Source organism: Streptococcus mitis (assembly GCF_946188615.1).
Taxonomy (GTDB): Bacteria; Bacillota; Bacilli; order Lactobacillales; family Streptococcaceae; genus Streptococcus; species Streptococcus mitis_BZ.
The window spans coordinates 48,511-62,780 of record NZ_CAMHVK010000007.1 but is presented as its reverse complement, the minus strand read 5'-3'; the positions used below and the strand labels follow the sequence as shown (position 1 = coordinate 62,780).

General features: G+C 41.7%; 9 protein-coding genes and 1 pseudogene. 5 read left to right on the top strand and 5 right to left on the bottom strand.

Annotated elements, in window-relative coordinates; all coding sequences use genetic code 11:
* Positions 1-74: 74 nt before the first annotated feature.
* From OCF95_RS07940 to galE, 4 genes are all read right to left on the bottom strand, one after another.
* Complete coding sequence (locus OCF95_RS07940) at positions 75-827, bottom strand: iron ABC transporter ATP-binding protein (RefSeq protein ID WP_238096239.1); 753 nt, start codon at positions 825-827, stop codon at positions 75-77.
* Positions 824-1,780 carry an iron chelate uptake ABC transporter family permease subunit gene (locus tag OCF95_RS07935; RefSeq protein ID WP_049515981.1) on the bottom strand — a complete coding sequence of 319 codons (957 nt, stop codon included), beginning with the start codon at positions 1,778-1,780 and terminating at the stop codon, positions 824-826. The genes OCF95_RS07940 and OCF95_RS07935 overlap by 4 nt, the downstream gene beginning before the upstream one ends.
* Complete coding sequence (locus tag OCF95_RS07930) at positions 1,770-2,729, bottom strand: ABC transporter permease (RefSeq protein ID WP_049515979.1); 960 nt, start codon at positions 2,727-2,729, stop codon at positions 1,770-1,772. The genes OCF95_RS07935 and OCF95_RS07930 overlap by 11 nt, the downstream gene beginning before the upstream one ends.
* A 143-nt stretch (positions 2,730-2,872) precedes the next feature.
* A complete protein-coding gene (galE, locus tag OCF95_RS07925) occupies positions 2,873-3,871 on the bottom strand; it encodes a UDP-glucose 4-epimerase GalE (protein WP_065427852.1) in 999 nt (332 codons plus the stop codon).
* Between the two features lie 294 nt (positions 3,872-4,165).
* Here galE and pepA point away from each other — a divergent pair, with 294 nt between their 5' ends.
* Together pepA and OCF95_RS07915 are read left to right on the top strand one after the other, a co-directional pair.
* Positions 4,166-5,230 carry a glutamyl aminopeptidase gene (gene pepA, locus OCF95_RS07920; protein ID WP_049546802.1) on the top strand — a complete coding sequence of 355 codons (1,065 nt, stop codon included), beginning with the start codon at positions 4,166-4,168 and terminating at the stop codon, positions 5,228-5,230.
* A gap of 21 nt (positions 5,231-5,251) precedes the next feature.
* Positions 5,252-5,548: a bacteriocin immunity family protein gene (locus OCF95_RS07915; RefSeq protein WP_033679682.1), complete on the top strand. Its 297-nt coding sequence runs from the start codon at positions 5,252-5,254 to the stop codon at positions 5,546-5,548.
* Positions 5,549-5,645: 97 nt separating this feature from the next.
* Here OCF95_RS07915 and OCF95_RS07910 read toward each other — a convergent pair whose 3' ends face one another.
* The gene (locus OCF95_RS07910; RefSeq protein WP_060627140.1) at positions 5,646-7,277 is read right to left on the bottom strand and encodes a Na/Pi cotransporter family protein; all 1,632 of its coding nucleotides are present in this window, start codon (positions 7,275-7,277) and stop codon (positions 5,646-5,648) included.
* Positions 7,278-7,580: 303 nt separating this feature from the next.
* On the opposite strand from OCF95_RS07910, the pseudogene OCF95_RS09935 reads away from it, so the two are divergent.
* The 3 genes and pseudogenes from OCF95_RS09935 to OCF95_RS07900 all read left to right on the top strand — a co-directional run.
* Positions 7,581-7,643, top strand: a pseudogene (locus OCF95_RS09935) (YSIRK-type signal peptide-containing protein); the annotation flags it as partial.
* Positions 7,644-7,934: 291 nt separating this feature from the next.
* Positions 7,935-12,854: an endo-beta-N-acetylglucosaminidase gene (locus OCF95_RS07905; RefSeq protein WP_419991762.1), complete on the top strand. Its 4,920-nt coding sequence runs from the start codon at positions 7,935-7,937 to the stop codon at positions 12,852-12,854.
* 89 nt (positions 12,855-12,943) lie between these two features.
* Positions 12,944-14,140 carry a phosphoglycerate kinase gene (locus tag OCF95_RS07900; protein ID WP_261034938.1) on the top strand — a complete coding sequence of 399 codons (1,197 nt, stop codon included), beginning with the start codon at positions 12,944-12,946 and terminating at the stop codon, positions 14,138-14,140.
* The last annotated feature ends 130 nt before the right edge of the window (positions 14,141-14,270 follow it).

Genomic DNA, 14,270 nt, shown 5'->3' with positions numbered 1-14,270 from the left:
GATAACGATTTAAGGAGTCTCTTGGTCTTATTGACTAAGAGACTGAAGGTTCTCTAACTTGAACTTATATGTTATTAGCTATAGATACAGATCTTTTTGCCATTGATATCAGCTAGCGTGATGGGAATCTCATAGAGTTGACTGAGCAGATCAGACTGCATGATTTGATTTGTCGTTCCTTTGCAAAAGACTTGACCGTCCTTGAAGGCGACAATTTCATCTGCATACTGACTGGCCATGTTGATATCGTGGAGGACGATGATAATGGTCTTGCCGAGTTCCTCCACCAGTCGTCGAAGAATCTGCATCATACTGACACTTTGTTTGATGTCGAGATTGTTGAGCGGTTCGTCCAGCAAGATAAAGTCCGTATCCTGGGCCAGTACCATAGCGATAAAGACTCGCTGGAGCTGTCCTCCAGACAGGCTATCGATGTAGCGGTCTTTTAAGTTGGTCAGTTCCAGATAGTCCAGAGTTTCTCGGATTTTTTCCCAATCTTCTGGTCTCAGTCGACCTCGGCTGTAGGGAAAACGTCCAAAGCTGACCAGTTCTTCAACCGTCAATTTGGCTTGGTAATTGATTTTCTGTTTTAGGATAGTCAGTTCTTGAGCCAGTTCTTGCGAATTCCAGCTCTCGATTTCACGGCCTTTGATACTGAGAATTCCCTGATCTTTCTTGGTCAGTCTGCTCATGATGGAGAGGAGAGTCGATTTTCCAGCACCATTTGGACCAATGAAGGCTGTCAGTTTCTGAGGACTGATTTCAAGTGAAATGTCTTGCAAAATATCCTGTTTTTGAATGGATTTGTCAATGTTTTCCAGTTTCACTGACGCGCCCTCCTGTATAGTAAGATAAAGAATAGGAGACCTCCTACACTTTCGATGATCATGCTGATGCGAATTTCCAGCGCAAAGACTCGTTCAATCAAGGCTTGCCCCAAGGTCAAGCTAATAAATCCAACCAGAATGGCTACGATAAAGAGTAACTTGTGCCGATAGTCTTTGACAATCAGGTAGGTGAGGTTGGACAGCATAAAGCCGAAGAAAGCCATAGGACCTACCAAGGCGGTGGCTGTTGAAGTCAAAAGCACGATGCCCCAGAGGAGTTCTCTCTGTTCTTTTTCCACATTGAGCCCCAATATTTGAGCCGTTTCTCTTTGCAGGTGCAAGACATCCAGAATGACTGCTTTCCGAAAGAAAAAGATGGTCAAAGCAAGGATAATCAGAGAACCAATGGCTAGGATGGAAGTGTTGAGATGCTGAAAGGAGGCAAAGAGACTGTTCTGCAGTTTATCGTATTCATTTGGATCCATCAAGACCTGAAGGAAGGTACTGATATTTCGAAAGAGACTTCCGAGTGCTAGACAGATTAGCAGGATGAAGACCAAATCTTGCTTCATCAGTGTCTTCAAGTAGCCTTGTAAGGCAAGAAAGAAGAGGGATTGAAGCAGAAACAAAACTAGGAATTCTAAAATAGGGGACTTGCCAAGTTGAAGAAACTTGCTTTCAAAAACCAGTAGTAGAGTTTGCAGTAGGACGTAGAAGGATTCGATTCCTAAAATACTTGGCGTCAGGAAACGATTTTCCGTCAGTGTTTGAAAACTAATGGTCGAAATCCCTGTCGCGATAGCTACCAAGAGATAAACGACAATCTTTTGGGAACGTAGCTTCCAGGCAAAGGCAGACAGGTGGGTGATGGGCCAAAAATAGAGGAGACAAGCTCCGATGGCCAGAATAATGAGAAGCCAGAAGAGTTTGGTATGTTTGCTTTTAGACTGCATCTTTTCGTCCCCCTCTCCATAGAAGTAGGATAAAGACGAGGCTACCAATGATTCCTAGTAGAAGACTGACAGACAACTCATAGGGTCGAATCAAGACTCGAGAGAGGATATCGCAGGCCAGAACTAGATTGGCCCCAACCAGTGCGACCATGAGTTTGGTTTGACTCAAATTATCTCCATAGTGCTTACGAACAAGATTGGGAACAATAACTCCGAGAAATGGTAAGCCACCCACGGTAATCATGGTGACACTTGTCGTTAGCGCCACCAGAAAGAGGGCCAGTTTTTCAAGTAGGGAGTATGAAATCCCCAAACTCTCGCTGGTTTCTTTCCCTAGATTCATGATGGTAAAAGTTTGGGATAATTTCCAAACGGCTATCAGGATAATGAGGCCTAAGAAAAGCCATTCATACTGATGAGTCTGAATCATGGAGAAGGAGCCCTGGGCCCAGGCAGTCATACTCTGAACCAGATTGAAACGATAGGCGATAACTTCTGTCACAGAACCGATAATCCCGCTATAGATGATCCCAATCAGAGGCAACATCCACCTTTCCTTTATAGAAAAAATAGTCATAAAGGCTAGGAAGAAGAGGGTGAATACGATGGATGAAACAAAAGCGAAGAGCATCTTTTGGGTCAGACTAGCCGACGGAAAGACAAAGAGGCTCAGCACCATTCCCAGTTTGGCAGCTTCAGTCGTTCCAACTGTGCTTGGAGCAGCAAACTGATTTTGAGTGATAGTCTGCATGAGAAGTCCTGCCATACTCATACTAGAGGCCGTCAGGAGAATACTGATGGTTCTTGGAAGACGGGACTCTTGAAAGAGAAGCCAAGTTTCATGATCCAGAGCAAAGAGTTTTCCCCATGAAAAATCACTGGTCCCAATGCTAATAGAGAGAAAGACTAGGAGTAGAAGTAAGCCAATTAAATAATGAGAAAGTTTCATACCCCATCCTTTCATGTAGATTTGGTACTGAAAGATACCTGCGGATATTACTGTAACATGATTTATTTAATCTGTCAATAAATTTTCTGACAATTTAATGAATAAAACAAGGAGAGAGCGCCAAGGCTTTCTCCTTTGTTATCCTATTCCAAAATGTTTTTGCCTTCTTTAACACGCCAACGATAATCTGATAAAATAATATCTTCGAGGGAGTAGCTAGCCTTCCAATCAAGATATTTTTTAGCTTTTGATGCGTCTGCTAGGACGCTAGCTGGGTCACCAGCACGGCGAGCAACAATTTCGTGTGGTATTTTTTGATTCAGTAATTCTTCAGCAGTTTTAAAGATTTCTTTGACGGTATAGCCTTTTTCAGTTCCTAAGTTAAAGATTTGAGAAGAACTGTCTTCTTGAAATAGGTAGTTCATTCCTTTAACATGAGCCTGTGCAAGGTCCAAGACATGAATGTAATCCCGAATACATGAACCATCACGTGTATCGTAGTCATCTCCAAATATTTTCAGGCTATCATTTTGTCCCAATGCGGTCTTGTTGATATTTGGAATGATATGAGTTGGATTTTTCACTCGCAGACCGTTTGAAGCATCCATTTCAGCCCCAGCTACATTAAAGTAACGGAAAATGACATATTTCCAATTATAGCGATTGGCCATCCAGTAAATCATTCGTTCACCCATCAGTTTTGTTTCTGCATAAGGGTTGACAGGGTCGAGCAGGGTATCTTCAGTTGCAGGCTTGTCAATACAGTTATTACCATAGAGGGAAGCAGTCGAAGAGAACATGATTTTTTGAATACCAACTTCAGATAAGACTTTGAGAACTTGGTTCATACCCGCAACATTGGCAGTGAAGTATTTACTTGGATTTTCAATACTTTCGCTCACAACAATTTCACCCGCACAATGCAGAACAGCGTCAATCTTGTTTTCTTCCAAGTAAGTTTTTAAGGCATTAGCATCATAAACATCCAGTTGTTTAAAGCTAGCACGACTATCTACAGCCGCTCGATTTCCTGTAGAGAGATTATCTAGAACATGTACCTGATAGCTAGCATTTAAAAGAGCTTTAACGGTATGGGAGCCAATGTAGCCAGCTCCACCTGTAACAAGAATTGTTTTGGTCATGATTTTTTCCTTTTTCTAGTTTTGTACTATTTTAAAGAAATAAGAAGGAGAAGTCAACTATTTTCTGCAAATTTTATGAAAAATCTGAACGATTTTGGCATCGGATTGTTTTTTTGTTTGGGAATAAAATTTCGAGTGAATCTTGGAATTTTTTTAGATTTTACTTCAAATGCAAGAGAATACAATTCATTTCTAAGATAGAGCAAAACTAAGATACTAACTTAGAAATCCACCTTCCCGCTATCCTTCTCCTATAAAAAGTGGTAAAATGGATGAAAGAAAGAAGGAACTGAAATGACAACATTATTTTCAAAAATCAAAGAAGTAACAGAACTTGCTGCGATCTCAGGTCATGAAGCACCTGTCCGTGCTTATCTTCGTGAAAAGTTGACACCGCACGTGGATGAAGTGGTGACAGATGGCTTGGGTGGTATTTTTGGTATCAAACATTCAGAAGCTGCAGATGCACCGCGCGTCTTGGTCGCTTCTCACATGGATGAAGTTGGTTTTATGGTCAGCGAAATAAAGCCAGATGGTACCTTCCGTGTCGTAGAAATCGGTGGTTGGAATCCTATGGTGGTTAGTAGCCAGCGCTTTAAACTCTTTACTCGTGACGGTCGTGAAATTCCTGTGATTTCAGGCTCTGTTCCGCCACATTTGACTCGTGGTAAGGGCGGACCAACCATGCCTGCCATTGCAGATATCGTCTTTGATGGCGGTTTTGCGGATAAGGCTGAGGCAGAAAGCTTTGGAATCCGTCCTGGTGACACCATTGTCCCAGATAGTTCCGCTATCTTAACAGCCAATGAAAAAAATATCATTTCAAAAGCTTGGGACAATCGCTATGGAGTTCTTATGGTGAGCGAGTTGGCAGAAGCTCTGTCAGGTCAAAAACTCGGAAATGAACTCTATCTTGGCTCTAACGTCCAAGAAGAAGTTGGTCTGCGTGGTGCTCATACATCTACAACTAAGTTTGACCCAGAAGTTTTCCTAGCAGTTGACTGCTCTCCCGCTGGTGATGTTTATGGTGGTCAAGGCAAGATTGGGGCTGGAACCTTGATTCGTTTCTACGACCCAGGTCACTTGCTTCTCCCAGGGATGAAGGATTTCCTTTTGACAACGGCTGAAGAAGCTGGTATCAAGTACCAATACTACTGTGGTAAAGGCGGAACAGACGCTGGCGCAGCTCATCTGAAAAATGGTGGTGTCCCATCAACAACAATCGGTGTTTGCGCTCGTTATATCCATTCTCATCAAACCCTCTACGCTATGGATGACTTCTTAGAAGCTCAAGCTTTCTTGCAAGCCTTGGTGAAAAAATTGGATCGTTCAACGGTTGATTTGATTAAAAATTATTAAACCATAAGGGAGGTGGTAGGGATGGTAGAACCAAACCTAGAAAGCCTTGTAAAAGATCTTTACAATCATGCTCGACATGATTTGAGTGAAGATTTAGTTGCTGCTCTCCTAGAGACTGCTAAAAAACTGCCTACTACAAATGAGCAATTGCTGGCAGTTCGTCTCTCAGGCCTAGTCAATCGTGAATTGCTCCTAAATCCCAAACATCCGGCACCTGAGTTGCTCAACTTGGCTCGCTTTATCAAAAGAGAAGAAGCTAAGTACAGAGGAACTGCAGCTTCTGCGATTATGTATGGGGAGCTCTTTAAAATGCTTTGATTCCATTGTGAATCAAAGCATTTTTCTATATGTTAGAAAAGCAATTCTAGATTAGGAAAAGAAAAAAGCCATCCTATTTAGGATAGCTTCTTGGTTCTTAGATTTGTTCAGCGATGACCTTTTCAGCTAGATTCATAGCGTGGTCAGATACACGAGTATAGTGGGAAATGATGTCGATAAAGTTGACCCCAGCTTGTGTTGAACACTCGCCCTTGTTGAGGCGTTTGATGTGGGTCTTTCTGAGAACACGTTCCATATTGTTGATTTCTTTATGGCGTTCAATCAGACTTTGAGCTTTTTCAATATCATTGTTTTCCACGCTGTCAAGGGCATCTTTGATAAAGCCAGTGGTCTTTTGATAGATATCAGCTAATTCCTGTAAAGCAGCTTCAGAGAACTCAACGTTTTTACGTTGAAGGTAGTCAGTCAGGTTGATTAGCGCTTCTGCGTGGTCCCCAATTCGTTCCAAATCGCGGGATGAATCAAGAATGTTGGTGAGCACTTCACTTTCTTTCTGGCTAAGAGCTTCACTTGAAAGAGTAATAAGGTAACGAGTCAATTTTTCATCAATGGTATTGATAGCTTCCTCTGTCTTGTGCCCTTTTTCAGCAACCTTTTCATTAAGGTCAATGATGTAGTTGTATGAAAGGTCAAAGGCTTTAGAAGCATAATTTCCTAAGTGAAGGAGTTCTTTTTTGGCATTTCCGAGAGCGATTGATGGAGCTTGTTTAATCAAATGCTCATCAAGATAAAGTGGCTCGTACTTGACAACTTCATCTTCACCAGGGATGAGCTTGGTTACAAAGTAGGCCAAGGCTCCGATGAATGGAAATTGGATAATAGTATTTGTGATATTAAAGGTTCCGTGGGCGAAGGCAATGGTCATTTCTGGAGCCAGATTGAGTGTAGATTCAAACCATTGAATCAAGCCAGTGAAAGGTACAAGGAAGACAATACAGATAACCGTACCAATCACGTTAAAGGCGACATGAGCACCAGCAACACGTTTGGCAGCGATATTGGCTCCAAGAGAAGCAATAATAGCTGTAATGGTCGTTCCGATATTATCACCAAACAAGACTGGTAGGGCACCTTGTAGATCAATCAAACCACTTGCGTAAAGATTCTGTAGGATACCGATAGTTGCGGAAGAAGCTTGAATGAGTAGGGTTAGTCCAGTTCCGACAAAGACACCTAGAATAGGACTCTTACTTAGTTCAACCATATAGTCTCTAAAGACTTGCAGGTCTTTTAGAGGTTCCATTGCACCGCTCATAAGATTGAGAGCGAAGAAGATACCACCTACACCAAAAATGATACGTCCGATGTTATTGATAGAGCGATTCTTGGTGAAGAAGAGACAAATCGCTCCGACGAAAAGCATTGGTAAGGCGTAATCTCCTAGCTTAAAACCGATGATAAAGGATGTAACGGTAGTTCCAATATTGGCACCCATGACAATACCGATAGCTTGACGCAAGGTCAAAAGTCCTGCGCTGACTAGCCCCACTGTAATGACTGTGACCCCAGAACTTGACTGAATTAGAGCCGTCATACCGATACCAACTAGCACACCGAAGAACGGATTGCTAGTGTACTTGTCAATGTAAAACCGAAGGCGATCTCCAGCAGCTTGTTGCAAACCGTCTCCCATGGTCTTGATACTATATAAGAATAGTCCCAGACCACCTAAAAAGTGAAATAAAATTTCCTGCCAATTAATGGACATTTCTTTTTCCTCCGAAAAATAATAACGGAATTTCTCCTATTCTATTTTAAAGGATAAAAGTAAATCTAACAAGTGTTAAGCTAAGATTTTAGAAAGAAAATTCGTTAGAATGGGCCTTAATTATATTAATTTTACCAATTTCTAACCTAGATATAGGCATTTCCTTTTATATATTGACATTTAAAAGAAATATTTTAAAATGAGGGAGGAATTATCTTGGTCCCTGTGATTGGGATAAAAATTTTATAAAGAAAGTTAAGCGCTTTCTTTTATGCAACAAAATCAATCTTTTAGGAGGAAAAAATGAAGAATCCATTTTTTGAAAAACGTTGTCGTTACAGTATTCGTAAGTTATCAGTAGGAGCCTGCTCGCTGATGATTGGGGCTGTTTTATTTGCTGGTCCAGCCTTGGCTGAAGAAACTGCAGTTCCTGAAAATAGCGGAGCTAATACAGAGCTTGTTTCAGGAGAGAGTGAGCATCCAACTAATGAAGCTGACAAGCAGCATGAAGGAGAACATGCTAGAGAAAATAAGCCAGAAAAGGCAGAAGGAGTAGCGACAGCATCTGAAACTGCTTCGCCAGTAAGCAATGAAGCTGCAACTACTGAAACCGCAGAAGCAGCTAGCGCAGCTAAACCAGAGGAAAAAGCAAGTGAGGTGGCTACAGAAACACCATCTGCAGAAGCAAAACCTAAGTCTGACAAGGAAATAGAAGCAAAGCCTGAAGCAGCTAGCCAAGGAGATGAGTCTAAGCCAGCAGCAGAAGCTAATAAGACTGAAAAAGAAGTCCAGCCAGATGTCCCTAAAAATACGGAAAAAACATTAAAACCAAAGGAAATCAAGTTTAATTCTTGGGAAGAATTGTTAAAATGGGAACCAGGTGCTCGTGAAGATGATGCTATTAACCGCGGGTCTGTCGCCCTCGCTTCACGTCGGACAGGTCATTTGGTCAATGAAAAAGCTAGCAAGGAAGCAAAAGTTCAAGCCCTATCAAACACCAATTCTAAAGCAAAAGACCATGCTTCTGTTGGTGGAGAAGAGTTCAAGGCCTATGCTTTTGACTATTGGCAATATCTAGATTCAATGGTCTTCTGGGAAGGTCTCGTACCAACTCCTGACGTTATTGATGCAGGTCACCGTAACGGGGTTCCTGTATATGGTACACTCTTCTTCAACTGGTCTAATAGTATTGCTGATCAAGAAAAATTCGCTGAAGCTTTGAAGCAAGACCCAGATGGTAGCTTCCCAATTGCCCGTAAATTGGTGGATATGGCCAAGTATTATGGCTATGATGGCTATTTCATTAACCAAGAAACAACTGGGGATTTGGTTGAACCTCTTGGAGAAAAGATGCGCCAGTTTATGCTCTATACCAAGGAATATGCTGCTAAGGTAAACCATCCAATCAAGTATTCTTGGTACGATGCCATGACTTATAACTATGGACGTTACCACCAAGATGGTTTGGGAGAATACAACTACCAATTCATGCAACCAGAAGGAGATAAGGTTCCAGCAGATAACTTCTTTGCTAATTTTAACTGGGATAAGGCTAAGAATGATTACACTATTACAACTGCCAACTGGATTGGCCGTAATCCTTATGACGTATTTGCAGGTTTGGAATTGCAACAGGGTGGTTCCTACAAGACCAAGGTCAAATGGAATGACATTTTAGATGAAAATGGGAAATTACGCCTTTCTCTTGGTTTGTTCGCCCCAGATACCATTACAAGTTTAGGAAAAACTGGTGAAGATTATCATAAGAATGAAGATATCTTCTTTACAGGTTATCAAGGTGATCCTACTGGCCAAAAACCAGGTGATAAAGATTGGTATGGGATTGCTAACCTAGTTGCGGACCGTACGCCAGCAGTAGGTAATACTTTTACTACTTCTTTTAATACAGGTCATGGTAGAAAATGGTTCGTAGATGGTAAGGTTTCTAAGGATTCTGAGTGGAATTACCGTTCAGTTTCAGGTGTTCTTCCAACATGGCGCTGGTGGCAAAAATCAACTGGCGATAAGTTGAAAGCAAGCTATGATTTTGAAGATGCTTATAATGGTGGAACTTCTCTCAAATTTGCAGGGGATCTTTCAGGTGCGACCAAGCAAGATGTGAATTTGTACTCTACTCGCTTGAAGGTGACAGATACCACCAAATTGCATGTTGCCCACAAAGGAGGCAAAGGGACCAAGGTTTATGTAGAATTTGCAACCAAGAAAGATTATACCTACGGTGATGAAGCTGCCCGTAAAGAATTGACAGTTTCAGATAACTGGACTACCGATGATTTTGATTTGAGTGCCTTGGCAGGTAAAACAATTTACGGTATTAAACTCTATTTTGAAAATGACAAAGACTTAAAAGGTTATCAATTTAACCTGGGGCAATTGACCATCAGCAATAATCAAGATGCTCCTCAGGCACCAACCACAGTAGCTGTAGCCAAACAAGTCCTTAAAAATGCCCAAGAAGCGGAAGCAGTTGTGCAATTTAAAGGCAACAAGGATGCAGATTTCTATGAAGTTTACGAAAAAGATGGAGACAGCTGGAAATTACTAACTGGCTCGTCTTCTACAACTATTTATCTACCAAAAGTTAGCCGCTCAGCAAGTGCTCAAGGTACAACTCAAGAACTGAAAGTTGTAGCAGTCGGTAAAAATGGAGTTCGTTCAGAAGCTGCAACCACAACCTTTGATTGGGGCATGACTGTAAAAGATACCAGCCTACCAAAACCACTAGCTGAAAATATCGTTCCAGGGGCAACAGTTATTGATAGTACTTTCCCTAAGACTGAAGGTGGAGAAGGTATTGAAGGTATGTTGAATGGTACCATTACCAGTCTTTCAGACAAGTGGTCTTCTGGACAGTTAAGTGGTAGTGTGGATATTCGTTTGACCCAGCCACGTACAGTTGTTAGATGGGTGATGGATCATGCTGGAGCTGGTGGAGAATCTGTAAACGATGGTTTGATGAACACCAAAGACTTTGACCTTTATTATAAAGATGCGGATGGTCAATGGAAGTTGGCTAAGGAAGTCCGTGGCAATAAAGCTCATGTTACAGATATTACCCTTGACAAACCTATCACAGCTCAAGATTGGCGCTTGAATGTTGTCACTTCCGACAATGGAACTCCATGGAAGGCTATTCGTATCTATAACTGGAAAATGTATGAAAAGCTTGATACTGAGAGTGTCAATATTCCGATGGCCAAGGCTGCAGCCCGCTCTCTAGGCAATAATAAGGTACAAGTTGGCTTTGCGGATGTACCAGCTGGAGCAACCATTACCGTTTATGATAATCCAAATTCTCAAACTCCGCTTGCAACCTTGAAGAGCGAAGTTGGAGGAGACCTAGCAAGTTCACCATTAGATTTGACAAATCAATCTGGTCTTCTTTACTATCGTACCCAGTTGCCAGGCAAGGAAATTAGTAATATCCTAGCAGTTTCCGTTCCAAAAGATGACAGAAGAATCAAGTCAGTCAGCCTAGAAACAGGACCTAAGAAAACAAGCTACGCCGAAGGGGAGAATTTAGACCTTAGAGGTGGTGTTCTTCGAGTTCAGTATGAAGGTGGAGCTGAGGACGAACTTATTCGCCTAACTCACGCGGGTGTATCAGTGTCAGGTTTTGATACGCATCATAAGGGAGAACAAAATCTTACTTTACAATATTTGGGGCAACCGGTACATGCTAATTTATCAGTGACTGTTACTAGTCAAGATGAAGCAAGTCCGAAAACTATTTTGGGAATTGAAGTAAGTCAGGAACCCAAAAAAGATTACCTAGTTGGTGATAGCTTAGACTTGTCTGAAGGACGCTTTGCAGTGGCTTATAGTAATGACACCATGGAAGAACATTCCTTTACTGATGAGGGAGTTGAAATTTCTGGTTACGATGCTCAAAAGACTGGTCGTCAAACCTTGACGCTTCGTTACCAAGGACATGAAGTCAACTTTGATGTTTTGGTATCTCCAAAAGCAGCATTGAACGATGAGTACCTTAAACAAAAATTAGCAGAAGTTGAAGCGGCTAAGAACAAGGTGGTCTATAACTTTGCTTCGCCAGAAGTAAAAGAAGCATTCTTGAAAGCAATTGAAGCGGCCGAACAAGTGTTGAAAGACCATGAAACTAGCACCCAAGATCAGGTTAATGACCGACTTAATAAATTGACAGAAGCTCATAAAGCTCTGAATGGTCAAGAGAAATTTACGGAAGAAAAGACAGAACTCGATCGCTTAACAGGTGAGGCTCAAGAGCTCTTAGCTGCCAAACCAAACCATCCTTCAGGTTCTGCCCTAGCCCCACTTCTTGAAAAGAACAAGGTCTTGGTTGAAAAAGTAGATTTGAGTCCAGAAGAGCTTGCGACAGCGAAACAGAGTCTAAAAGATCTGGTTGCCCTATTGAAAGAAGACAAACCAGCAGTCTTTTCTGATAGTAAAACAGGTGTTGAAGTACACTTCTCAAATAAAGAGAAGACTGTCATCAAGGGCTTGAAAGTAGAACGTGTTCAAGCAAGTGATGAAGAGAAGAAATACTTTGCTGGAGAAGATGCTCATGTCTTTGAAATAGAAGGTCTAGATGAAAAAGGTCAAGACGTTGATCTCTCTTACGCTTCTATTGTGAAAATTCCAATTGAAAAAGATAAGAAAGTGAAGAAAGTCTTCTTCTTACCTGAAGGAAAAGCAGCAGTAGAATTGGCTTTTGAACAAACGGATAGTCATGTCATCTTTACAGCACCACACTTTACTCATTATGCCTTTGTTTATGAATCTGCTGAAAAACCACAACCTGCTAAACCAGTAGAAAAAGTTATTTCAAGCAAGGAACCAGCTGAAGGTGTCAAGAATTTGGTTGTGGATACTCCGAAATTAGAAGTCGAAGAGACAAGTATCGCCTTCGAACACCAAGAACGTCCAAATCCAAATCTTACAGTCGGTCAACGTCAACTTGTCCAAGCAGGGGTTGAGGGACAAATTCGCCGCTTGATTGAAGTAGATAGCCAAGGCAATCGTACGCTTCGCGCTACAGAAGTTTTGAAAGAAGCAAGCCCTGAAATCGTAGAAGTAGGTACTGGTCTCATTCCTGCCAATCCAGCACCACAAAACACAGATCTTCCAAAACCTACTAATCAACCGGCTTCTGATCAACAAAAGGCTCCTAAATTGGAAGTTCAAGAGGAAAAGGTTGCCTTTGATCGTCAAGAGCATGAAAATGCTGATATGCTAGTTGGGGAACAACGAGTCATCATACAGGGACGAGATGGTCTATTAAGACATGTCTTTGAAGTTGATGAGAACGGTCAGCGTCGCCTTCGTTCAACAGAAGTCATTCAAGAAGCGATTCCAGAAATTGTTGAAATTGGAACAAAAGTAAAAACTGAACCAGCAGTAGCGCCTACACAAGAAAAACCAGTCCAAAATACAGCAGTTAAATCAGAAGAAGCAGGAACCCAATTGCCAAATACAGGAACTGCTGATGCCAATGAAGCCCTAATAGCAGGATTGGCCAGCCTTGGTCTTGCTAGTTTAGCCTTGACCTTGAAACAGAAAAAAGAAGATGAAGATTAAATATCGAAAAATCTTGTGAAATCTTTCCTTATATTTCCAAAGTGTGATATAATAGTTTCGAATAAAATAAATAAAGGGGTTTTTGTAACATGGCAAAACTTACTGTTAAAGACGTTGACTTGAAAGGTAAAAAAGTCCTCGTTCGTGTTGACTTCAACGTACCATTGAAAGATGGCGTAATCACTAACGACAACCGTATCACAGCAGCTCTTCCAACTATTAAGTACATCATCGAACAAGGTGGACGTGCTATCCTCTTCTCTCACCTTGGACGTGTGAAAGAAGAAGCTGATAAAGCTGGTAAATCACTTGCTCCTGTAGCAGCAGACTTGGCAGCAAAACTTGGCCAAGACGTTGTTTTCCCAGGTGTAACTCGTGGTGCTGAATTGGAAGCAGCTATCAACGCTCTTGAAGATGGACAAGTTCTCTTGGTTGAAAACACTCGTTACGAAGATGTTGACGGCAAGAAAGAATCTAAAAACGATCCTGAACTTGGTAAATACTGGGCATCACTTGGAGATGGTATCTTCGTAAACGATGCATTCGGTACAGCTCACCGTGCACACGCATCTAACGTTGGTATCTCAGCAAACGTTGAAAAAGCAGTTGCTGGTTTCCTTCTTGAAAACGAAATTGCCTACATCCAAGAAGCAGTTGAAACTCCAGAACGTCCATTCGTAGCTATCCTTGGTGGTTCAAAAGTTTCAGACAAGATCGGTGTTATCGAAAACTTGCTTGAAAAAGCTGATAAAGTTCTTATCGGTGGTGGTATGACTTACACATTCTACAAAGCACAAGGTATCGAAATCGGTAACTCACTTGTAGAAGAAGACAAATTGGATGTTGCGAAAGCTCTTCTTGAAAAAGCAAACGGTAAATTGGTCTTGCCAGTTGACTCAAAAGAAGCAAACGCGTTTGCTGGCTACACTGAAGTGCGTGACACTGAAGGTGAAGCAGTTTCTGAAGGCTTCCTTGGTCTTGATATCGGTCCAAAATCTATCGCTAAATTTGACGAAGCTTTGACTGGTGCCAAAACAGTTGTATGGAACGGACCTATGGGTGTATTTGAAAACCCAGACTTCCAAGCTGGTACAATCGGTGTGATGGACGCTATCGTGAAACAACCAGGCGTTAAATCAATCATCGGTGGTGGTGACTCAGCTGCCGCAGCGATCAACCTTGGTCGCGCAGACAAATTCTCATGGATTAGTACGGGCGGAGGTGCTTCAATGGAACTTCTCGAAGGTAAAGTATTGCCAGGTTTGGCTGCACTTACAGAAAAATAATTTCAGCCCGTTAGTCTCTACAAAATCCTGATTTTGTAGAAAAAGGAACAAAACTGAAACGTTAACAAAAAGGTGACATAGCCACCTTTTTGTGTTAGTGTAGGTATTTGTGACGCGGTGGTGGAGCATC

Bases quoted from the DNA above. Each gene is read 5' to 3' on its own strand.
- OCF95_RS07935 (WP_049515981.1), bottom strand. From the start codon at position 1,780: ATGCAGTCTAAAAGCAAACATACCAAACTCTTCTGGCTTCTCATTATT.
- OCF95_RS07930 (WP_049515979.1), bottom strand. From the start codon at position 2,729: ATGAAACTTTCTCATTATTTAATTGGCTTACTTCTACTCCTAGTCTTT.
- galE (WP_065427852.1), bottom strand. From the start codon at position 3,871: ATGACCAAAACAATTCTTGTTACAGGTGGAGCTGGCTACATTGGCTCC.
- pepA (WP_049546802.1), top strand. From the start codon at position 4,166: ATGACAACATTATTTTCAAAAATCAAAGAAGTAACAGAACTTGCTGCG.
- OCF95_RS07915 (WP_033679682.1), top strand. From the start codon at position 5,252: ATGGTAGAACCAAACCTAGAAAGCCTTGTAAAAGATCTTTACAATCAT.
- OCF95_RS07910 (WP_060627140.1), bottom strand. From the start codon at position 7,277: ATGTCCATTAATTGGCAGGAAATTTTATTTCACTTTTTAGGTGGTCTG.
- OCF95_RS07900 (WP_261034938.1), top strand. From the start codon at position 12,944: ATGGCAAAACTTACTGTTAAAGACGTTGACTTGAAAGGTAAAAAAGTC.